This window comes from Burkholderia sp. JKS000303 (assembly GCF_002563755.1).
GTDB classification, from domain to species: domain Bacteria; phylum Pseudomonadota; class Gammaproteobacteria; order Burkholderiales; family Burkholderiaceae; genus Burkholderia; species Burkholderia anthina_B.
The window spans coordinates 3980417-4000876 of sequence record NZ_PDBZ01000001.1; the positions used below are offsets into that span (position 1 = coordinate 3980417).

18 protein-coding genes are annotated in these 20460 nt (G+C 68.5%); 11 read left to right on the plus strand and 7 right to left on the minus strand.

Features of this window, described 5'->3' with window-relative positions; all coding sequences use genetic code 11:
- Positions 1-55: 55 nt before the first annotated feature.
- Positions 56-721 carry a cation diffusion facilitator family transporter gene (locus BX604_RS18750; RefSeq protein WP_098552109.1) on the plus strand — a complete coding sequence of 222 codons (666 nt, stop codon included), beginning with the start codon at positions 56-58 and terminating at the stop codon, positions 719-721.
- A 214-nt stretch (positions 722-935) separates the two neighbouring features.
- Here BX604_RS18750 and BX604_RS18755 read toward each other — a convergent pair whose 3' ends face one another.
- Positions 936-2126 carry a helix-turn-helix transcriptional regulator gene (locus BX604_RS18755; RefSeq protein WP_098552959.1) on the minus strand — a complete coding sequence of 397 codons (1191 nt, stop codon included), beginning with the start codon at positions 2124-2126 and terminating at the stop codon, positions 936-938.
- Positions 2127-2411: 285 nt separating this feature from the next.
- On the opposite strand from BX604_RS18755, the gene BX604_RS18760 reads away from it, so the two are divergent.
- From BX604_RS18760 to BX604_RS18780, 5 genes are all read left to right on the plus strand, one after another.
- Positions 2412-3350, plus strand: coding sequence for an alpha/beta hydrolase (locus tag BX604_RS18760; protein ID WP_098552110.1), 939 nt, complete (start codon positions 2412-2414; stop codon positions 3348-3350).
- On the plus strand, positions 3347-4462 hold the full coding sequence (ribBA, locus tag BX604_RS18765; protein ID WP_098552111.1) for a bifunctional 3,4-dihydroxy-2-butanone-4-phosphate synthase/GTP cyclohydrolase II: 1116 nt from the start codon (positions 3347-3349) through the stop codon (positions 4460-4462). The genes BX604_RS18760 and ribBA overlap by 4 nt, the downstream gene beginning before the upstream one ends.
- Before the next feature lie 176 nt (positions 4463-4638).
- Positions 4639-5040 (plus strand): helix-turn-helix domain-containing protein, encoded by a 402-nt coding sequence (locus tag BX604_RS18770; protein WP_098552112.1) that lies wholly within the window; start codon positions 4639-4641, stop codon positions 5038-5040.
- Between the two features lie 2 nt (positions 5041-5042).
- Positions 5043-6371, plus strand: coding sequence for a type II toxin-antitoxin system HipA family toxin (locus BX604_RS18775; protein WP_098552113.1), 1329 nt, complete (start codon positions 5043-5045; stop codon positions 6369-6371).
- Between the two features lie 108 nt (positions 6372-6479).
- Complete coding sequence (locus tag BX604_RS18780; RefSeq protein WP_098552114.1) at positions 6480-7715, plus strand: NADH:flavin oxidoreductase; 1236 nt, start codon at positions 6480-6482, stop codon at positions 7713-7715.
- A gap of 69 nt (positions 7716-7784) precedes the next feature.
- On the opposite strand, the gene BX604_RS18785 is transcribed toward BX604_RS18780, so the two are convergent.
- A complete protein-coding gene (locus tag BX604_RS18785; protein ID WP_098552115.1) occupies positions 7785-8912 on the minus strand; it encodes a 4-hydroxyphenylpyruvate dioxygenase family protein in 1128 nt (375 codons plus the stop codon).
- 357 nt (positions 8913-9269) lie between these two features.
- On the opposite strand from BX604_RS18785, the gene shiA reads away from it, so the two are divergent.
- The 3 genes from shiA to BX604_RS18805 all read left to right on the plus strand — a co-directional run bounded on the left by shiA (position 9270) and on the right by BX604_RS18805 (position 13134).
- On the plus strand, positions 9270-10577 hold the full coding sequence (gene shiA, locus BX604_RS18795) for a shikimate transporter (RefSeq protein WP_098552116.1): 1308 nt from the start codon (positions 9270-9272) through the stop codon (positions 10575-10577).
- A 209-nt stretch (positions 10578-10786) separates the two neighbouring features.
- Entirely contained in the window at positions 10787-12088 is a 1302-nt protein-coding gene (locus BX604_RS18800; RefSeq protein WP_098552117.1) for a UDP-N-acetylglucosamine 1-carboxyvinyltransferase, read from the plus strand.
- Between the two features lie 275 nt (positions 12089-12363).
- On the plus strand, positions 12364-13134 hold the full coding sequence (locus tag BX604_RS18805; protein ID WP_098552118.1) for an IclR family transcriptional regulator domain-containing protein: 771 nt from the start codon (positions 12364-12366) through the stop codon (positions 13132-13134).
- A gap of 45 nt (positions 13135-13179) precedes the next feature.
- Here the strand turns inward: BX604_RS18805 and BX604_RS18810 are convergent, their stop codons facing one another.
- The 5 genes from BX604_RS18810 to BX604_RS18830 all read right to left on the minus strand — a co-directional run bounded on the left by BX604_RS18810 (position 13180) and on the right by BX604_RS18830 (position 19270).
- A complete protein-coding gene (locus BX604_RS18810) occupies positions 13180-15480 on the minus strand; it encodes an ATP-dependent DNA helicase (protein WP_098552119.1) in 2301 nt (766 codons plus the stop codon).
- Positions 15477-17171: a VRR-NUC domain-containing protein gene (locus tag BX604_RS18815; protein ID WP_098552120.1), complete on the minus strand. Its 1695-nt coding sequence runs from the start codon at positions 17169-17171 to the stop codon at positions 15477-15479. The genes BX604_RS18810 and BX604_RS18815 overlap by 4 nt, the downstream gene beginning before the upstream one ends.
- 96 nt (positions 17172-17267) lie before the next feature.
- On the minus strand, positions 17268-18149 hold the full coding sequence (locus BX604_RS18820; protein WP_098552121.1) for a MipA/OmpV family protein: 882 nt from the start codon (positions 18147-18149) through the stop codon (positions 17268-17270).
- 203 nt (positions 18150-18352) lie between these two features.
- Positions 18353-18664 carry a hypothetical protein gene (locus BX604_RS18825; RefSeq protein WP_096498664.1) on the minus strand — a complete coding sequence of 104 codons (312 nt, stop codon included), beginning with the start codon at positions 18662-18664 and terminating at the stop codon, positions 18353-18355.
- 306 nt (positions 18665-18970) lie between these two features.
- On the minus strand, positions 18971-19270 hold the full coding sequence (locus tag BX604_RS18830; RefSeq protein WP_098552122.1) for a hypothetical protein: 300 nt from the start codon (positions 19268-19270) through the stop codon (positions 18971-18973).
- A gap of 139 nt (positions 19271-19409) precedes the next feature.
- Here BX604_RS18830 and BX604_RS18835 point away from each other — a divergent pair, with 139 nt between their 5' ends.
- A complete protein-coding gene (locus BX604_RS18835; RefSeq protein WP_098552123.1) occupies positions 19410-19658 on the plus strand; it encodes a hypothetical protein in 249 nt (82 codons plus the stop codon).
- 341 nt (positions 19659-19999) lie between these two features.
- On the plus strand, positions 20000-20431 hold the full coding sequence (locus BX604_RS18840) for a CBS domain-containing protein (RefSeq protein ID WP_098552124.1): 432 nt from the start codon (positions 20000-20002) through the stop codon (positions 20429-20431).
- The last annotated feature ends 29 nt before the right edge of the window (positions 20432-20460 follow it).

Genomic DNA, 20460 nt, shown 5'->3' on the forward strand with positions numbered 1-20460 from the left:
ATCGTCGGCCGGTAGCGTTCGAGGCTGCCCCACGATTTCGACAGACGAACCCGCCATGCAGCGCACGTCGCGCGCCACGTCCCACGTTTATGCGGCCACGTCCCGCGCCCTCGCCGTCAGTCTCGCGATCAACCTGTTGTTGCTCGCTGCCGAGGCGGTGGCGGCGTGGTCCGCGCATTCGTCCGGCCTGCTCGCGGACGTCGCGCACGCAGCGATCGATCTCGCGGCCGACGCGCTGATCCTCGTCGCCTGCCGGCTCGACGCGCGGCTGCCGCCCGAGCGGCGCCCGACCTACGAGCCGCTCGCGCTGGCAGGACTCGGCGCATTGCTCGTCGCGACGGGCGTACAGATGATCTGGCATGCGTCGAACCGCCTCGACGCGCCGCCGGTCGTGCAACCCGGCGCGATGACGCTCGCGCTGATCGTGTTCACGCTGACCGGCAAGGCCGCGCTGTCGCGCTGGATGCTGCGCAAGGCGCGCGAAACCGGCTCCGCGCTGCTCGAAGCGAGCGGCTGGCATGTGCGCACCGATGCCCTGTCGGCATTGCTCGCGGCGCTCGCGATGAGCGCGGCATGGGTCGGCCTCGGCCGTCTCGACGATTTCGCGGCGCTTGCGATCGGGGCGATCGTGATCCGCACCGGTGCGGGATTCATCCGGCGCGGTTGCGCGCAATGGCCGGCATGGTCGGCGTGGGCGAATCGCTCGACGCGCGGGTCGTGACGATACGAGCGACATCGCTGCACGCGATGCCTTGAAACACCCGATACCCGCCATCGGCCGCATCGGAAACGAAAAAGGCTCGCACCGCGCGAGCCTCCTTTACGACAAGCTGCCGCGATCGTCTGGCAGCCACGCACACATCAACCGCCGTCGATGTATCAGCAGACGAATCCGCTCGATACCGATGGGGTGAAGCAACACGCACCACCCGCGATCAATCGAGCGGCACCACGCTCCCGAGCAGGATCCGCACGAGCGTCGCCTGGCGCGTCACGCCCGTCTTCGAGAAGATGGCACGCAGGTGCGTGCGCGCGGTGTTCTTGCTGATCCCCGACTCCTCGGCCGCCTCCTCGAGCGTGAGCCCGTTGGTCAGCAGCAGCGCGAGCGACGTCTCGGCGGGCGTCAGGTCGAACAGCTTGCGGATGATTTCCTGCGCGCCTTGCGGCTTGCGATCGGGGTCGCGCAGGAACAGCGTGACGGCCGGCCGCCGCTTGTTGTCCTCGGACCAGTCGGACAGCAGCACCGTGCGCACCAGCAACCCGAGGCGCGGCTTGTCGAAGCCGCGCGTGATCGGCATCGCTTCGACGATCGCCGCGGCCGTTCCGTGGTGTCCCATCACCGCGTGGCGGATCAGCCGCTTGAGCGTGCGGTTCTCCTGCGCGTCGGTCGCCTCGATCGTGCCGCGCGCAATCGTCAGACCGTTGTTCTGCTTCAGGATCTCGTCGGCGACGCTGTTCATGTCGATGATCGCGCCGTTCTCGTCGAGCGTGATCGTGCCGATCTGCATCCGGTTGATCGCGTTCGCGTAGATCGAGCGCTCGACCTCGGCCGTGTCGAGCCGCGAATGCAGTTCGACCGCGCGCTTCAGGTGCGGCAGCAGCAACGCGCAGATCGCCTTGTCGCGCGCGGAGAACTGCTTCGACGCATGGTTGCGGCACACGCGGAACCGGCATTCGACGCCCGACGACGTGCGCAGGTCCGCGCCGAGGATGTAGCGCACGTCCTGCGGCTTCAGGAACTGCTTGTACAGTTCGCTCGACAGCCAGCCCGTATCGCCGAACACGTCGTCGACCGTGACCACGCGATCGGCCGGCAAGCCGACGAACGGGTCGAGCGAATAGTAGTAGTTGTTGTACGACGCCTCGCCGTCACCCGGCACGACCGGGCCGAACTCCGATGCATGCACGGACAGCGGCGCACGACGATCGCTCGCGGCCGCGCGCAGGATCAGCGTCACGTAGTTGGCCTGCAGCAGCCGGCGCACCATCTCGAGCGCGCCCGCCCACGGCGGCGTTTCCATCGGACCCTGGTAGATGCGCGCCATCAGCTCGCTGAAATCCGCGACGCCGATGTCGGCTTCCTCGCTTGTTGACTGGCTCTCTTGCGGAGCCCATCTCGTCTCCATCAGCACGCTCCATCCTCCATGCGACTTGTTGTCGGTGAGACTCATCCGTCCGCGCCGCCATGATTAAGACGCGTCTTAATTCCGGCGTCATCGGGACATTCACTGAATGGGGAGCTTTGGCTATCCGGGCGGGCGAACCATCGTCCAATCGGATGATGTGGCGCCCTGCGTGCTGCGCTGGAATGCCCGTCAGGCCGTGCCGGCAAGCTTCCGGCGCGGGCTCAGGGAAAACCGCGACGCGGGTTTACCTGATTCCGACCGCATCCGATTCAGACAGGAGTTTCCATGCCGCTCGACCCTCAGGCGCAAGCGCTGCTCGCCGCGCTCGCCCAAGCGCCCGCGATCGATTTCGATCAACTGACCATTCCCGCCTACCGCGCGAGCCTCGCCGGAGGCGGCGCGTTCGCGCCCGGCGACGCGATTGCCGCCGAAGAGGACTGGCAGATTCCCGCGCCCGGTCGCGAGTTGTCCGCACGGCTGTATCGGCCCGAGGCCGACGGGCCGTTGCCGCTGACCGTGTTCTTCCACGGCGGCGGCTTCGTCGCGTGCGGGATCGATTCTCACGCGAACCTGTGCCGCAGTCTGGCGCGACGGGCACGCACGCTCGTGCTGTCGGTCGACTACCGGCTCGCGCCCGAAGCGCGGTTCCCGGCAGCCGCGCACGATGCATGCGATGCCGTGCGCTGGGCCGCCGCCAGCGCGCGCGATCTCGGCGCGCGCACCGGCGCTGTCGCCGTCGCCGGCGACAGCGCGGGCGGCAACCTGGCCGCCGTCGCCGCGCTGCAGTTGCGCGGCTCGGGCATCGCGATCGCACATCAGTTGCTGCTGTATCCGGTCGTCGATTGCGCGACCGAGCATCCGTCGTACGAATCGCTCGGCGAAGGCTATTTCCTGACGGCGGACGCGATGCGCTGGTTCAAGCGGCACTACTTCGATGACGGCGCCGATCGCACGTCGCCGCTCGCCAGCCCGCTCGCCGCACCGGACCTGTCGGGCGCGGCGCCGGCCACCATCGTCAGCGCCGAATTCGACCCGCTGCGCGACGAAGCCGAGGCATACGCGCTGCGTCTCGCGCAGGCCGGCACGCCGGTGTCGCTCGTGCGCTGGCCGGGCCAGTTGCACGGCTTCGCGAGCATGCTCGGCGCGGTCGATGCAGCCGATCGCGTGCTGACGTTCGGCGCCGCTGCGCTGCGCCGCGCGTTCGACGCAACGGAGGCGCAATGACGCTCGCCAGCACGCTGGAAATCGTCGACGAATTGCGTGCGGGGCGGATGGTCCTGCTCGTCGACGAAGAGGATCGCGAGAACGAAGGCGACCTCGTGATCGCCGCCGATCACGTGACGCCCGAAGCGATCAATTTCATGGCGCGCTTCGGCCGCGGGCTGATCTGCCTGACGCTGACGGCCGAGCGCTGCGAGCAACTGCGCCTGCCGCCGATGGCCGATCACAACGGCACGCCGTTCGGGACCGCGTTCACCGTCAGCATCGAAGCGGCCGAAGGCGTGACGACCGGCATCTCGGCCGCCGATCGCGCGCAGACGATCCGCGCGGCGGTCCGCTCGGGCGCGCGCCCCGACGATCTCGTGCAGCCCGGCCACGTGTTCCCGATCGCCGCGCGCCCGGGCGGCGTGCTGGTGCGCGCCGGACACACGGAAGCCGGCTGCGATCTCGCGGCGCTGGCCGGGCTCACGCCTGCGGCGGTGATCTGCGAGGTGATGAACGACGACGGCACGATGGCGCGGCTGCCCGAACTGAAGACGTTCGCCGCGCATCACGGGCTGAAGATCGGCACCATCGCGGACCTGATCCATTACCGTCGCGAGCACGAATCGCTCGTCGAACGCGTCGGCGAACGTCCGTTGCACACGCCGTGGGGGCGCTTCCGCGCGATCGAATATCGCGACACCGTGCACGGCGCGCCGCATCTCGCGCTGGTGCGCGGCGAGCCCGACCCGGCGACGCCCGTGCTGACGCGCGTGCACGAATGCCATTCGCTGCTCGACCTGCTCGATGCGGAACCGTCCGCGCATTCGTGGCCGCTGCACGCCGCGCTGCAACGGATCGATGCGGCCGGCTGCGGCGTCGCGGTGCTGCTCGACTGCGACCTGCGCGGCGACGCAACGCGCACGCCTGCCGCCCATGCTCGCCGCGACGGACGCGTGACGGGGATCGGCTCGCAGATCCTGCGCGAGCTCGGCGTGCGGCGCCTGAATGTGCTGTCGAGCCCGTTCCGGCTGCCGGCGCTGTCGGGGCACGACCTCGAGATCATGGCGTTCATCCCGCTCGGCGACGACGATCCGGAAAGCGCGCGGGCCGCGCCGCTGCGGGCGGCATGACACACGGCTGACGGCCACGCGGCGCGCACGGCTGCCCTGGCTTGCCTGCGGGTTTCCGCACGACAGGTTATCGTTTGTTTTTATTAAATACAGCCTTGGGTTTGTATTTTGACGATACATACCATAGACTGTATTTTCCGATTACAAGCGATCGACTGTCATTTCGCGGAGAGCCCATGGCATTCCCTGTCCAGACCTTGAGCCAGTTGCGCCCGATCCTCGTCGGCTTCCGGAAGTCGGCGGGATTCACGCAGGCGCAGCTCGCCGCCCGCCTCGGCGTCACGCAGCAGTCGTATGCGCAGCTCGAAGCCAATCCGTCCGCGGTCAGCATCGAACGGCTGTTCAAGGTGCTGAACGTGCTCGGCGTTCGCCTGATGCTCGAACCGGGCACGCCCGACGATGCGCCGGCCCCCGATGTCGCCGATCCCGCTCCCGCGCGCACGCCGGCCACGCGCCGGCGTTCGTCCCGGCCTGCGTCCGATACCACCGAGGCCCGCTCGCCGGTCGCCGCGTCGCGAAAACGGCCTGCCGCGGCGACGCCTGGCAAGCCCCGCGGCCCGAAACGGGAGGACTGGTGACGATGGCCCGCCGCCCCCGCCACGACCGTCTTGACCTGTGGATGAACGGCATCCCGGTCGGTTACTGGGAAGTCCGACGCGGCATCGAGCGCCTCGTCTACCTGGCGTCGTGGATCGACGATCCGCAGGGCCGTCCGCTGTCGCTTTCGCTGCCGTTCACGCCAGGCAATCAGCCGCACCAGGGCGCGATCGTCGCCGATTACTTCGACAACCTGCTGCCCGACAGCCAGCCGATCCGCCGCCGCATCGCGCAGCGCTACCGGCTCGGGTCAACGGCACCGTTCGAACTGCTCGCGTCGATCGGCCGCGATTGCGTCGGCGCGCTGCAGTTGCTGCCGCCCGACGAAATGCCGCTCGACCTGGAAACCATCGACGGCACCGCGCTCGACGACGCAGCCGTGGCCGACGTGCTGCGCCATGCGACTGCCGCACCGCTGCCCGGCCACCCGGAGCCGGACGGCGAACTGCGCCTGTCGATCGCCGGCGCGCAGGAAAAGACCGCGCTGCTGCGCCACGGCGCGCACTGGCTGCTGCCGTCGGGCAGCACGCCGACCACGCATATCTTCAAGCTGCCGCTCGGACGCGTCGGGAACATGCAGGCCGACATGCGGACGTCGGTCGAGAACGAATGGCTGTGTTCGAAAATCGTCGCCGCGTACGGCCTGCCTGTCGCGTCGTGCGACATCGGCCGGTTCGACGACCAGAAGGCGCTGGTCGTCGAGCGCTTCGACCGCCGGCCTTCGCGCGACGGCACGTGGATCCTGCGGCTGCCGCAGGAAGACATGTGCCAGGCGACCGGCACGCCGTCGGGCGCGAAATACGAGTCCGACGGCGGCCCGGGCATCGCGGCGATCATGGGCATCCTCGCGAATTCCGCCGACGCCACGCAGGACCGCCGGCATTTCTTCATCGCGCAGCTCGTGTTCTGGGTGCTCGCCGCAATCGACGGCCATGCGAAGAACTTCAGCATCGCGCACCTGCCGGGCAACACGTATCGCAGCACGCCGCTGTACGACGTGTTGTCCGCGCATCCGATCATCGGCACGCGGCGCAACCAGTTGTCGCCGCATCGCGCACGGCTCGCCATGGCCGTATGCGGGAAGAATCGCCACTACGTGATCGGCGACATCCAGCCGCGCCACTGGATCGCACAAGGCGCGCGCGTCGGCCTGACCGAGGGCGACGTCCGGGCGGCCATGGCCGACGTGGCCGCGCGCACGGAACCGGCGATCGCCGAAGTCGCATTGCAGATTCCGGCGGATTTCCCGGCGGACGTCGCCGAGGCGATCTTCGACGGCATGCGCCGTCAGGCGTGCAAGCTGGGCGGCTGACCGGGCGGCACGCCCGCGGCCATCGCCGCGGGTCATCCACGCGGACGATGCGGGCGGCTACCGACTGCGCACAATGGTCGCCGTGCCCATTCCCGATGCCCGCCCGACATGGAACCCGCTGCCCTCGATACCGCGTTCACCCCGCTGCAGATCGGCCCGCTGACGCTGCGCAACCGGCTGATCAAGTCGGCGACCAACGAAGGCATGACGCCGAACGGCGTGCCGTCGCGCGCGCTGGTGCGGTTTCACGAGCGCATCGCCGAGGGCGGCGCTGCGCTGACAACCGTCGCGTACTGCGCGATCAGCGACGACGGCCGTACGTTCGTCGACCAGGCGCAGCTCGACGCGCCGACGGTCCGGCAATTCCGCGTGCTCACCGATGCCGTCCATCGGCACGGCGCGGCGGCGTCCGCGCAGATCACGCACGGCGGCTGCTTCACGTTCCTGCCGTCGCTGTCGACGAAGCGGCCGTTGAGCGCGTCGGGCGGTTTCAACAAGGTCGGCGTGATGAGCGGCCGCTTTCTGAAGCAGGCGATGACGCGCGACCAGATGACCGCCATCGCCGACGAATTCGCGCGCGCGGCGCGACATGCACGCGACGCCGGGTTCGATGCGGTCGAAATCCATATGGGGCATGGCTATCTGCTGAGCCAGTTCCTGTCGCCGCTGTACAACCGCCGCCGCGATGCGTACGGCGGCGATGCGGCGCGGCGCGCGACGTTCCCCGTCGAAGTGCTGCGCCGCGTGCTCGACGCGGTCGGCCGCGATCTCGCCGTGGTGTGCAAGATCGGCGTGACCGAAGGCGTGCGCGGCGGCGGGACGGCCGACGACGCCAGCGAGATCGCGCGGTTGCTCGAAGCCGAAGGCGCGCACCTGCTCGTGCTGAGCGGCGGGATGAACGTCGAATCGGTGTGGCAGTTGTTCGGCAGCCCGCTGCCCGGCGATGCGCGCGCGAACGCCGACAATGCGATCGTGCGTGCCGCGATGGCGCTGCAGAAGCTCACCGAGCCGAAGATGGGCGCGTTTCGCGACATGTACTTCCTCGAGCATTCGAAGAAGGTGCGCGCCGCCGTCCGGATGCCGCTCGCCTATCTCGGCGGCGTGCGCTCGCGCGAGAACGTCGCGCTGGCGATGCACGAAGGGTTCGACGCGGTCGCGCTGGCCCGCGCGCTCGTGTTCGAGCCGGATTTCGTGAACGGGCTGCGCGACGGCCGGCTTGCGCGGTCGGGCTGCACGTCGTGCAACCGCTGCGTCGTGTCGATGTACACGCCGGGCGGCACCGCGTGCGTGCTCCGCGAGCCGAACGACCCGGCGCCGAACCGCGTGCCGGCCGCCGGCGCGTGACGTTCAGCGGCGGGTGACGCTGCCTGCTGCCTGTCGCGTACCGCTGACCGAGACAGCGGCAGCCGTCGATCAGCCGGCGTCGCGGGCGCGAGCCAGCGCCGCGAGGTTGCCCTCCCCGAACCCGTGGTGCCCTTTGCGCTGCACGATCTCGAAGAAGATCTCGCCGGGCCGACGCTTAACAAAGGTCTGGAAGAACAGACGCGGCACGCCGTCGCTGCCGATTTCGCCGTCGACCAGCACCGCACGCCGGCGCAGCGCGTCGAGATCGACACCGTGCCCCGGCAGTCGCGCGTCGACCTCGTCGTAATAACGTGCGGGCGGCTCGATGAACTCGACGCCGTTCGCGCGCAGCGCATCGACGCTCGCCAGGATGTCGTCGGTCGAGAGCGCGACGTGCTGGACGCCTTCACCCGGATGGTCCGGCAGATACGCGTGCATCAGCTCGGTGCGCCGCGTGCCTTCTTCATAGACCGGGATGCGCACCGCGCCGCATGGCGACACCATCACGCGCGATTCTTCAGACACGTGCCAGTGCGCGTCGATTTCGTGGATTTCGCGGAAATGCAGCAGGTCATGGTAGAAGTCGAGCCACTCGCGCATGCGCCCCGCGCCGACCGTCTGCGTGAAGTGGTCGACCTGCTGCAGGCCCGTGCCCACGCAGTCGAGATCGGTGTGTGCCGTCGCGATGTCGATCGGCCGGAAGTCGATGTCGAAGATCGAGATGTCGCCGACGCCGCCGCGCTGGCCGTCGCGCCCGCGCCAGCGGTCGACGAAATAGAGGTGCGAGTCGCCGATGCCCTGGATCGCGGGAATCTTCAGTTCGCCGACGCCGATCCGCTCGCCCTCGAACGCCCACGCGCCCAGCTCGATCGCACGCTCGAACGAGCGCCGTGCGCTGGCCACGCGGATGCCGATCGCGCAGACGCCCGTCCCGTATTCCTCCGCATAGCGCGCCGCGAACGAATCGGGTTCGGCGTTGATCAGGAACTGCATCTGCCCTTGCCGATACAGCGTGACGTTCTTGCTGACATGACGCGCGATCGCCTTGAACCCGAGCTGCTCGAAGCGTTGTGCGAGCGCTTCCGGAACCGGCGCCGCGAACTCGACGAATTCCAGGCCGGCCATTCCGAGCGGATTGGCAGCCGAATCGGCAACGGGCGGCGTATCGCTGGACGGGGGGTGGGAATTACCGGGCATTCCATTCTCCGGAGGCAGGCGGTCGATGGGGATCGCGCCCGGTGCGGGCGGCACACCCGGCCGATGAAACGGCCGGACATTCGCGCGGATCGGGCGAGCTTTTAATGGTGCAGATTTTAACCAGATCGTTCACGGCGGCACACCCTGGCCGAACGGGATATTGGCACGCCGACTAGTGCAAACCCGGAAATCGTTCGATAATCGCACGCCATTGAACGATAATCGCGCACTTTGACCGATCGGCCAATTGCCGGGATGCGGCGCGCGCCCTATTCTCCGTTCACCCTTCGACTTCAATACAGCATCGGACGCGGCGCCGCCACGATTCCACGATGCGCCGTGCCAGGAGACTTCGTCATGACCCCCACCTTCGACACCCTCGACACCGCCGCCAGTGCCCGAGCGCGCAGTCAGGCCCGCAAGGCCGCGATCGGCAGCTTCGTCGGCGCCGTCGTCGACTGGTACGACTTCCTGTTGTACGGGATCGTCGCGGCACTCGTATTCAACTCCGAATTCTTCCCGAAAATCAGCCCGACGATGGGCACGCTCGCCGCGTTCGCGACGTTTGGCGTCGGCTTCCTGTTCCGGCCGCTCGGCGGCGTCGTGTTCGGCCACTACGGCGACCGTCTCGGCCGCAAGCGGATGCTGGTGCTGACCGTGATGCTGATGGGGCTGTCGACCGTCGCGATCGGCCTGTTGCCCGGCTTCGCGACGATCGGCTGGTGGGCGCCCGTGCTGCTGGTGCTGATGCGTGCGATCCAGGGCTTCGCGGTCGGCGGCGAATGGGGCGGCGCGGCACTGATGGCCGTCGAGAGCGCACCGAAGCAGAAAAAGGCGTTCTACAGCAGCGGCGTGCAGGTCGGCTACGGCGTCGGCCTCGTGCTGGCCACGGGGATCGTGTCGATCCTGAGCCACACGCTCGGCGAAGCCGCATTCAAGTCGTGGGGCTGGCGCCTGCCGTTCCTGTTCAGCATCGTGCTGGTGCTGATCGGGCTGTGGGTCCGCAAGAGCATGGACGAGTCGCAGGAATTCGTCGAGAAGGTCGAGCACGGCAACCGCAAGCTGCGCCTGCCGGTGCTCGAAGCGCTGACGCGTCATCCGAAGGCGTTCCTGCTGATCATCGCGCTGCGTCTTGCCGAGCTGTTCACGATGTACATCGTCACCGCGTTCGCGCTCAGCTACTCGACGACCAACCTGGGCATGTCGCGCGACCTGTTCCTGAACATCGGCCTGCTGGTCGGCGCGGTGAGCTGCGTGACGATCCCGTGCTTCGCGTGGCTGGCCGACCGCTTCGGCCTGCGCCGCATCTACCTGATCGGCGCGCTGATCGGCGTCGCGGCCGCGGTGCCGTTCTTCGTCGCGCTGGAGTCGCGCTCGACCGTATGGATCGTGATCTGTTCGATCCTGCTGGCGAATGCCGCGCACGACATGGTCGTCAGCGTGCAGCAACCGCTCTTCACCGAGCTGTTCGGTGCGGAATACCGTTACAGCGGCGCGGGCGTCGGCTACCAGTTCGCGAGCGTCGTCGGCGGCGGGTTCACGCCGTTCATCGCGGTGGCCCTCGTCAGCATGGCCGGCGGCTCATGGCACCTCGTCGCCGGCTATCTCGCCGTGGGCTGCCTGATCTCGCTGGTGGTCGCCGCGCGGATGCGGGCGGCGCAGTAATCAGGTGGGCTGAATGGCCGGCGCGCGCCGCCGGTCATTCCCTCGCGAACCACCCTCCTCGGGCAAACCGGACGGCACCGCCATCCCCCAACGTCAAACACCGTCAATCACACGCGCAGAACCCCTTTTTCCCCTCTGAACATTCCACGCCGCCCGCCGACCAATGGCATCATATGGGCCTACGTCAGTCACCGATACGCCCCCATATCATGTCGAATCTCATCGTCCACGGCGGCACCCCGCTGCGCGGGGACATCAAGCCGTCCGCGAACAAGAACGCCGTCCTGCCGATTCTGTGCGCCACCCTGTTGACCGATCAGCCGCTGCGCCTCGTCGGCGTGCCGGACATCACCGACGTACGCAAGATCCTCGACATCTTCCGCGCGCTGGGCAGCGACGTGTCGGTCGACTTCACGACAGGCATCCTCGAACTCCACCATCGCAACACGACGTTCGATCCGGCCGTCCACCGGCTGCCGGAAGCGATGCGCTCGTCGATCATGCTGATTCCGCCGCTGCTCGCGCGCTTCGGTGTCGCACGCCTCGAGAACGACGTGAAGGGCTGCACGCTCGGCGTGCGCGAGATCGACCCGCACGTCGAGGTGTTCGAGCGCTTCGGTGCGCACATCGAGCGCACGCCCGATTCGCTGATCGTCCGCGCCGACGGCCCGCTGACGGCCAACGATCACTGGTTCGACTACGCGTCGGTGACGACCACCGAGAACTTCGCGCTGTGCGCGACGGCCGCGAGCGGCACGTCCACGCTGATGAACGCGGCATCCGAGCCGCACGTGCAGGAGTTCTGCCAGTTCCTCGCGATGATCGGCGTCGCGATCGAGGGCATCGGCACGTCGCGCCTGTGCGTGACGGGCGACGGCAAGCTCGGCGGCGGCGAATTCCGCTTTGCCGAGGATTTCCACGAAATCGCGACGTTCCTCGCGCTCGGCGCGATCACGGGCGGCGACATCACGGTGCGCAACTCGTCGCCGGAGCATTTCCCGCTGATCGACCGCACGTTCGCGAAGTTCGGCGTGAACGTCACGCACCGCGACGGCTGGTCGCGCGCGGAACGCGACGGCCCGCTGCGCGTGCGCCGGCCGTTCACGCAGAACATCCTGACCAAGGTCGAAGCCGCACCGTGGCCGTACCTGCCGGTCGACCTGCTGCCGATCTTCATCGCGCTCGGCGTGCGCGCCGAAGGCAGCGCGATGTTCTGGAACAAGGTCTACGACGGCGCGCTCGGCTGGTCCGGCGAACTGTCGAAGTTCGGCGCGCACGTGCTGCTGTCGGATCCGCACCGCCTGATCACGTTCGGCGGGCTGCAACTGACGCCGGCGCGCGTCGAAAGCCCATACATCATCCGCGTCGCGATCGCGCTGCTGATGGTGGCCGCGAGCATCGAAGGCCGCTCGGAAATCATGAACGCGCTGCCGATCCGCCGCGCACATCCGCATTTCGTCGAAAACCTGCGTTCGGTCGGTGCGAACGTCGAGTGGACGAGCAGCGAGTAACGTCCTTCCGGATGCGGCGCGACTGACGTTCGCGCCGCTGTTCCGCGCCGCTCCCCCGTTCGCACTCGCCCGGCAGCTTCCACCGGCCGCCGGGTGATTCCCCCTGGCAGCGCCCCCTCCGACTGCCACGCTGGTGCCACCCCGGCATCTTTCTCCGCCCCGCACCCCGCTTCCAGCACCACGACCGTATTCGCACGGTTTTCGATCTGCGCGATAATCGCTCACTCCTGCGCGAACACCGCCCACCGACTGCCTTACCCGGCGCCTCACCGACGATGAAAAAGCCCGAACTCGACCGACGCGACTGGATTGCCGGCCTCGAAAAAGGCCTGATGATCCTCGAGGCGTTCGACAGCCAGCACGCGCGCATGACGCCCACCCAGGCCGCCGCCCGCACCGGCCTCACGCGCACGGCCGCCCGCCGCTACCTGCTGACGCTCGAATCGCTCGGCTACGTGTACACCGACGGCAAGCTGTATGGCCTCACGCCGCGCGTCCTGCGGGTCGGCTGGTCGTACTTCGACTCCGCGCGCCTGCCGCGCACGGTCCAGCCGTATCTGCAGCAACTGAGCGCGTCGCTGAACGAATCGGCGTACGTGAGCGTGCTCGACGGATGGGAGCTCGTGTTCATCGCGCGCAACGGCGTGTCGCGCGTGATGACGACGGGCTTCGTGCTCGGTGCGCGCGTGCCGGCGCCGCTGACGTCGCCGGGCGTCGTGTTGCTCGCGCATCATCCGGATCGGGAAGCCGTCCGCACCTGGCTCGACGACACCGCACTCGCGCCGTTCACGCCGCACACGATCACCAACAAGGCGCGCCTGCTCGAACAGGTCGACCACGCCCGCGACGCAGGCTTCGCGGTGATCGAACAGCAATTGCAGGTCGGTGTGCGCGGGATCGCGGTGCCGCTGAAGAACCGTCATGGCGAAGTCGTTGCCGCGCTGAGCACAAACATGCCGATCGGCGCGGAGACGACCGATGCGGCCGTGCGGCGCGTGCTGCCGCATCTGCAGGAAGCCGCGCTCGCGATGCTCAACGTGCTGTAGACGCAGGCACCCGACGCTTCCGGCGCCGAGACCCACTCCACGACCTCATCCGATCCGCCACCACCTCGGCAGCAGGTCGCGCACCTCGCGCCGCCGGTAACGATCGTCGATCAGGTGCACGACGCCCTCGTCATGCTCCGTGCGGATCACGCGCCCGGCCGCCTGCACGACCTTCTGCAAACCCGGATACAGGTACATGTAGTCGTATCCGTTGCCGAAACGCGCATCCATCGCGCGCCGCATCTGCTCGTTGACGTCGTTGACCTGCGGCAACCCGAGCGTCGCGATGAACGCGCCGATCAGCCGCTCGCCGACCAGATCCACGCCTTCCGAGAACGCCCCGCCCAGCACCGCGAAGCCGACGCCGCGGCCGCCCGCATCGAAGCGGGCGAGAAACGCGTCGCGCTCGCTTTCGGCCATGCCAGGCGCCTGTGCCCACACGGGCACGTCCGGATGGCGAGCCTGCATCAGCGCGACAACACGCCCGAGATAGTCGAAGCTGCTGAGAAAACCGAGGTAGTTGCCGGGCCGCGTCGCGTACTGCGCGGCGATCAGGTCCGCGATCGGTTCGAGCGAACGGTCGCGATCGCGCCAGCGCGTCGACACATGGCTCGCGACACGCACGGTCAGCTGCTCGGCGCGAAACGGCCCGTCGACGTCGAGCCAGCCGGTATCGGCCGGCAGCCCGAGCGTGTCGCGATAGAAATGGAACGGGCTCAGCGTGCCGGAAAACAGCACGGTCGCACGTGCGGCCTCGTAGCGCGACGCCAGAAAACCAGCCGGAATCACGTTGCGCACGCACAGCGTCGACTGGATGCGGCGCCGGCGCGCGGCCGGCGCAACGCCGTCGAGCCCCGATTCGCGCGGCAGCGGCTCGCCGTGCAGCGTCGCATCGAAGATCGACGCGCTGTCGAATGCGTCGGCGAGCACGCCGAACTGGATCGCCTCGAAATGAAAGCGCAGCAGCGCGTCGCCGTTCGCACGCGGTGCATCGGTCAGATGTTCGCCGATCGCCGAGACGAGGTTCTGCACGGCCGATACGATCGGGCCCGGAATGTCCGGATACGCGGCATAGCGCTCGGTTTGCGCACGATTGAGGGTGCCCCACGCGCGCGCGAGCCGGTCGAACGGTTTGCGCAACGCCACCGGCGCGGCCTCGCGCGCGGCGGCGAACGCGAACGGGTCGAGCGACGCGCTGTACATCTTGCGTGCGCGATCGAGCAGGTTGTGCGCCTCGTCGACGAGCACGCCGACGCGCCACTGGTTCTGCTGCGCGAGCGTGTGCAGCATCGCGCTGCCGTCGTAGTAGTAGTTGTAGTCGCCGATCACCATGTCCGACCAGCGCGCCAGCTCCTGCGCGAGGTAGTACGGGCAGACATCGTGCGCGAGCGCCGCCTCGCGCACGGTCGCGCGATCGAGCAAGCCGGCATCGATCGCCGCGTCGCGCGCGGCCGGCAGCCGGTCGTAGAAGCCCTGTGCGAGCGGACACGATTCGCCGTGACATGCGCTGTCCGGATGCTCGCACGCCTTGTCGCGCGCGACGAGCTCCAGCACGCGCAGCGGCAGCGCCGGCGTGCCGGCGCCGAGCGTCGTCGCCGCTTCGAGCGCGAGCGCGCGCCCGGGCGTCTTCGCGGTCAGGAAAAACACGTGATCGAGTTCGCCCTCGCCACACGCCTTCAGCAACGGAAATACCGTGCCGACCGTCTTGCCGATACCGGTCGGCGCCTGCGCCATCAGGCAGCGTTCGTCGCGCGCCGCGCGATAGACCGACACGGCCAGTTCGCGCTGCCCGCTACGGAATTGCCCGTGCGGAAACGTCAGCGCGCGCAGCGCCGCATCGCGAGCCGTGCGATGCGCGGTTTCGCGCTCGGCCCAGCCGACGAAACAGGCGCACTGCTCGGCGAAGAACGCGGCGAGCTCGCTCGCGCCCAGCGTGTCGGTCAACACGGTCTCGCGCTCGGACACGATGTCGAAATACACGAGCGCGACGTCGATTTCCGGAAGGCCGCGCGCGTCGCACATCAGGTGCGCATAGACCTTCGCCTGCGCCCAGTGCAGCGCGCGGTGATTGGCCGGCATCGCATCGAGGCTGCCGCGATAGGTCTTGATTTCCTCGAGCCGGTTCGCGACCGGATCATAGCCGTCCGCGCGTCCGCGCACGGTGAGCGTGCCCCACGTGCCGGTCAGCGCGATCTCGGTTTCATAGCGCGCGCCGCGCTTCGACGTGACGGCGCCGTGGCCCGCGATCCCTTCGAGCGCGGTCGGCGCGGGCGTGAAGCGCAGGTCGAGATCGCCGCGCCGCGCGGTGAACTCGCACATCGCCCGCACCGCGACGACATAGCTCATGCGGACAGCCCCGCCGCTTCGGCCGGCTCGACACCGACACCCGCCCACTCGACGTCGACGACGCGCACCGGAATACCGTGCGCGATGCAGTATGCGAGCCAGCGCGTCTGGTTGTCCTGCAGCCGGTCGCCGGGGCCCTTCACCTCGATCAGCTCATAGCGCCGCTCGCCGGGCCAGAAGCGGACGAGATCGGGCAGCCCCGAGCGGTTGCTGCGGATATCCGCGAGCAGGCGCGTGAACCACAGCCGCAGATGCTCGGGCGGCAGGCATGCCAGTGCCTCGTCGAGCAGTTCGTCGGTCAGCACGCCCCAGAACACGAACGGCGATTGCAGCCCCGCCTTGGTCGCGTAGTGACGCTGGATCGTGTCGCGATAGGCGCCCGAGTCGAGCTGCGCGAAGCAGGCGGCGAACGCGTCGGTGCGGCGCATCGCGAAATCGGGCGCATGCAGATCGGCCGGCCCGCGCTGGAACGGGTGAAAGAACGCGCCGGGCACGGCCGCGAACACGGGCTCCCAGCACAGCAGCCCGAACAGCGAATTGATCAGCGTGTTCTCGACGTAATGAACCGGCGCTTCAGGCTGCGCAAGATGATCGCGCACCGCGAATTCGACGCTGACGAACGCGTCGGGGCGCGCCAGCACGAGCGTCTCGCGCGGCACGTCCGCCGCGGCACGCGCGCGTTCGACCTGCTGCCCGGCACGCCGCTGCAAACGCGGCAGCATCCGTTCGACGCGCTGGCGCTCCTCGTCGCTTTCGAAGCCGTTGCGCGCGTCGAGCGCCAGCGCGAGCGCGTCGTCGTCGCGGCCGCAGCGTTCGAGCACACGCATGCGTCGATGGCGGCTGCCCGGCCATGCGCTGCGCACATACGCATCGAGCGCGGCGGGCCAGTCGGCGCGGCGCTCGCAGATTTGCCCGAGCGTGAACAGCAGCTTCGCGCGGCGCGTCGCGAGCCACGGCTGCGTGCAACTCACCGCGTCGATGGCACGCAGCAGATCATCGAACGGCAGGTCGTCGGGCCATGCGTCGAGCGCGTCGCGGCAGGTCTGCAACGCGAGGTACGCATCGACGTCGTCGCGCTGCTGGAACGCGCGCGACGACGGCGCGAACGGCACGCTCTCGTACTGGAACACGCCGAGATCGGCGAGCACGAATTCACTCCAGTCCTGATGCAGATTGCCGAAGAACATCAGCCGCAGCCGGTCGCACAGTGCGCCGACCGTCACGCGCAGCACGCGATCGTCGGCCGGTTCGAACCATGCATCGAGCGGTTGCGCGACATCGTGTGCGGGCCGCAGCCGCTCCAGCCATTCGGGCTTGCGTTCGCCCGCGTGCGCGGCGAGCGCCGGGAACACCTTCAGCAGATCGGCCTTGGTCGACAGTGCGAACAGTTCGTCGAGCGAGAGCGCGGGCGCCGGATCGACCCAGCCGAGCGCGACGAGCGGCCCGGCCGCGTCGTGCGGGCAGCCGATTTCGTCGTAGACGAGCTTGCTGGCGCGGAAGTCGGACCCGTTGCGCATCAGCATCCGCACGAGCAACGCGCGCGATGCCTGCGGCAACTGCGGGAAATGACGCAAAAACGCGTGCTCGCGCTCGTCGATCAGGTCGTCGTAACGCTCGCCGAGCCAGGTCAGCGCGCGCTCGAAATTGGTCAGGTAGTAAAACGCCGGAGGCGTCGGCGATGCAGGCGTCACGGGGATCGATCACTGTACGTTTGTACAGGTCGGAATCATATCAAATGTGACGGAAAATGCCGCACGCCGCCGATGGCCTGCCCGGCCCGATTCCGCTCAGAACTGGTAATTCACCGACATGTCGAACACGCCGTTCGTCGACTGCTGCGTGATCGGGCTGCGCCGCGCGCGACCCACCAGTTGTTCGATCGCGCCGTCCATCGTCACGAACCAGTGCTTGTTGACGAACCAGACCATCGTCACGCCCGCGCCGTACGACTTCATCCCGGCGCTCGCCGAATAGGTCGGCAGCCCGGAACGCGCCGACGCACCCGGACTCACGCCGAACCAGCTGTTCATGTAGCGCGAATCGGCGAACGACACGGTCGGCCCCGCAAACCAGAAGAAATTATCGTTGCTGCCCGGCATCGGCATGTACGCGGAGAAATCGCCGACCCAGCCGTTCGAGCCGCCGATGCTGCGGCGGACATCGGCGCGCAGCACGAGCGGGAAATCCTTCGAGATCACGTAGTCGGCCGCGAGCTTCATCACCGGCGCCGCATTGATGTTGTCGAGGCCGTTCAGGTGTTCGAGATCGTCGGCCGAACGGCGCCCGAGGTCATAGCCGACCGACATGCTCACGCGCCAGTTCGGCCCGCGCAGCACGTTCGCGCCAAGCCCCTCGCCCGTCGACAGGAAGAACAGGTCGCGATAGCGCACGTCGAAATTCGGGCCGCCCAGCACGCGATAGCGATCGGAGCCCGCATAGCGCGGCTGCAGCGTCATCGCGGCACCGACGCTCACCTGCCACGTGGGCACGTCCGGATTGAACAGCTTCTGCAGCGGGACGCCCGCCGAGTATTGCCATTCGCCGAGCGGCGAAGGCGTCTGCGCCGACGCGTCGCGCGCGCCGGATGCCGCGAGCGCGGCGAAGGCCGACAGGCCGGATACGAACCGGCGCGTGGCGGATGACAACGGCGGGCGAGCAATGGTCGTCAAGGCGGTCTCCGTCGGTTGCGCAAAACGAACCTCAGGGAAAGCGCGTCGCGCTTGATCGGCTGCCACGACAGACTGCCGACGGCGCGAACGTAGTGTGCGCTGAATTAAGGGACATCCTACGCGACACGCGCGAAGCCGCAAAGCGCCCATTGCATGCGGGCACTTTGCCGGACTCCGGCACGCGCCGGTGGATCGTTGCGGAATCAGAAACGCTCGACGTGGTAATCGCCGGCGAGCGCGGCGGGACTGCGTGTCGACATCATGCGCGAGAAGCCGTCCGCGAGCCGTCCGAGCGCGAGTTGCTTCTGGCTCGCGTCCCAGTGCGTGTAGGTGTCGTACGCGGAATCGTCGAACGATACGGTGACGGCAACCGGGCGGCCGCTCGCGCGAAAGCCGATATGCAGCACGCCGCCCGGCAATTCCTCGATGTGATAGCGCAACGAACGCGACTCGAAATAGCGGCCCAGCACCTGAGCGATCGCGCGCTTGTCCGGCGATTGCACGTGAATGTCCATGATGGTCCTCCTTTCAATGATCGCGCGGCCGGCTGCGGTTCGCTGCATCCGCCCGGCATCCGCATCGGCGGCGGTCGCGACGGCGGGTCGCCCTGCGGCGGCCCCGCCGGCACGGGCGGATCCACCGGATCGTCGTGCTCGGGCCACGTCGGGTCGGGCTCGACGTCGGGGATCGGTTCGGGACGGTGCAGCGTGGCTGACGTGTTCATGTCACTCCTGCGCGGCGGCTCGCGCGTGTCGATTGGCGCGGCGAGCGCGCGCAAGCGACATGCCTGCCCGGTGCCCCCAGCGACACCATGCGGTCGCTCACCCGTCGCAAGCCGCCATCACGAGCCACATCGTGCGCCCTTTCGCGGCAAGCTGCACGGCAAGCGCGAACGGATCGGACGGCGCGCAGCGCGCGACCAGCGCCCGCTGCGCGCTTGCCGGCCCCTCGTAGACGGCATGGTTCAGTTCACGCACCTCGTCCTTGCCGGCGAACAGGCGCCGCTCCGGGCGACAGGTCGGCGATTCGCGCTTCCAGGTATCGAAACGCGCGCGCACCTGACCGAAATCGCCGTCGCACACGTTCGCGTCGTAACGTATCCTTTCCGTGGGTTCATTCATCACGATTTCCTCTCGTCCACGCCGGCGGCGGGCGGGCCTCGCGTCCGTCGGTCCCGGCGGCTCGATCGCTGCAAGGGTCATGCCGCCGCTACGCGGCACGGCGCTTGCGTCCGTCGCTACCCGTAAAGGAGGTTCGATCATGACCGCTCACGCCACCGGCCGCCGCGACGCCGTGTCACCGGCTGCCGGAGTATTCCGGCTCGCCACGTCGCGCCCGCCGTCCGAAGACAAGACGGAGGAACGCATCGACGAAGGGCTCGAAGAGACGTTTCCGGCCAGCGACCCGCCCGCCGTCGGCGGCGCGACCCGCATCGACCCCGCCAAACCGTCCGGCGAGCGCGACCGTCGCGCACCCGACACCCCACCACCGCCCCGCGATCACGGCTGACGGCGGCATCCCGGCCCGAGCTGCGCGCCAGCGTATCGACAGGCCGGATCGCCTGGAGCGAAACAGATGAAACGCATGGAACGCGCGTGGCATGAAGTCAGCGGCGCCGCGGGCGTCGCGGCGCTGGCCGCGATCGAGAGCGCGCTGGTCCTCGCAATCGTCGTGATCACGGGCGTCGGCCACTGACGTCGCACGCGGCCCGGCCACGGCTCCCGCCGTGGAAGATGTACAAGCGCGCTGGCAAATTTCTCCGTGGCCCCGGCCGCGCAGGCCCGGCGCGTGCCGGCTGAACGCTGCACGCATCCTGCTCACGCATCGTCTCGCTCACGAAGGAGGCGTTCATGTATCGCGTCAACGAGATCATGTCGCGCGACGTGGTGTGCGTCGCGCCCACCGACACGATTCGCCATGCGGCCCAATTGATGCAGCGCTTCGACATCGGCGTGCTGCCGGTCTGCGACGGCACCGGGCTCGTCGCGATCGTGACGGATCGCGACCTCGCGGTGCGCGCGCTGTCGCACGGCCATTCGCCCGATACGCCCGTGACGGCGGTCGCATCCGCGCCCGTGCAGTGGTGTGTGGAGGACGATGGCGTCGGCGACGTGCAGCAGCGGATGGCCGACGTGCAGTTGCACCGGATGCCGGTACTCGACGGCAACAAGCAACTCGTCGGCATCGTGTCGCTCGGCGACATCGCGACCCGCGCGGGTGGCCCGGCACGCGACGAGCTGGCCAACACGCTCGAGGACGTGTCATTGCCGCGGCGTCGCTGAGCGGCGCCCCTTCGTCCGTGCGGCCCCGC

What these genes read in the sequence shown, in the direction of transcription:
- shiA (WP_098552116.1), top strand. Translation starts at nt 9,270, where the DNA reads ATGACCCCCACCTTCGACACCCTCGACACCGCCGCCAGTGCCCGAGCG.
- BX604_RS18840 (WP_098552124.1), top strand. Translation starts at nt 20,000, where the DNA reads ATGTATCGCGTCAACGAGATCATGTCGCGCGACGTGGTGTGCGTCGCG.
- BX604_RS18785 (WP_098552115.1), bottom strand. Translation starts at nt 8,912, where the DNA reads ATGCCCGGTAATTCCCACCCCCCGTCCAGCGATACGCCGCCCGTTGCC.
- BX604_RS18805 (WP_098552118.1), top strand. Translation starts at nt 12,364, where the DNA reads ATGAAAAAGCCCGAACTCGACCGACGCGACTGGATTGCCGGCCTCGAA.
- ribBA (WP_098552111.1), top strand. Translation starts at nt 3,347, where the DNA reads ATGACGCTCGCCAGCACGCTGGAAATCGTCGACGAATTGCGTGCGGGG.
- BX604_RS18775 (WP_098552113.1), top strand. Translation starts at nt 5,043, where the DNA reads ATGGCCCGCCGCCCCCGCCACGACCGTCTTGACCTGTGGATGAACGGC.
- BX604_RS18800 (WP_098552117.1), top strand. Translation starts at nt 10,787, where the DNA reads ATGTCGAATCTCATCGTCCACGGCGGCACCCCGCTGCGCGGGGACATC.
- BX604_RS18760 (WP_098552110.1), top strand. Translation starts at nt 2,412, where the DNA reads ATGCCGCTCGACCCTCAGGCGCAAGCGCTGCTCGCCGCGCTCGCCCAA.
- BX604_RS18810 (WP_098552119.1), bottom strand. Translation starts at nt 15,480, where the DNA reads ATGAGCTATGTCGTCGCGGTGCGGGCGATGTGCGAGTTCACCGCGCGG.
- BX604_RS18830 (WP_098552122.1), bottom strand. Translation starts at nt 19,270, where the DNA reads ATGAATGAACCCACGGAAAGGATACGTTACGACGCGAACGTGTGCGAC.
- BX604_RS18750 (WP_098552109.1), top strand. Translation starts at nt 56, where the DNA reads ATGCAGCGCACGTCGCGCGCCACGTCCCACGTTTATGCGGCCACGTCC.
- BX604_RS18780 (WP_098552114.1), top strand. Translation starts at nt 6,480, where the DNA reads ATGGAACCCGCTGCCCTCGATACCGCGTTCACCCCGCTGCAGATCGGC.
- BX604_RS18770 (WP_098552112.1), top strand. Translation starts at nt 4,639, where the DNA reads ATGGCATTCCCTGTCCAGACCTTGAGCCAGTTGCGCCCGATCCTCGTC.
- BX604_RS18825 (WP_096498664.1), bottom strand. Translation starts at nt 18,664, where the DNA reads ATGGACATTCACGTGCAATCGCCGGACAAGCGCGCGATCGCTCAGGTG.
- BX604_RS18835 (WP_098552123.1), top strand. Translation starts at nt 19,410, where the DNA reads ATGACCGCTCACGCCACCGGCCGCCGCGACGCCGTGTCACCGGCTGCC.
- BX604_RS18755 (WP_098552959.1), bottom strand. Translation starts at nt 2,126, where the DNA reads ATGGAGACGAGATGGGCTCCGCAAGAGAGCCAGTCAACAAGCGAGGAA.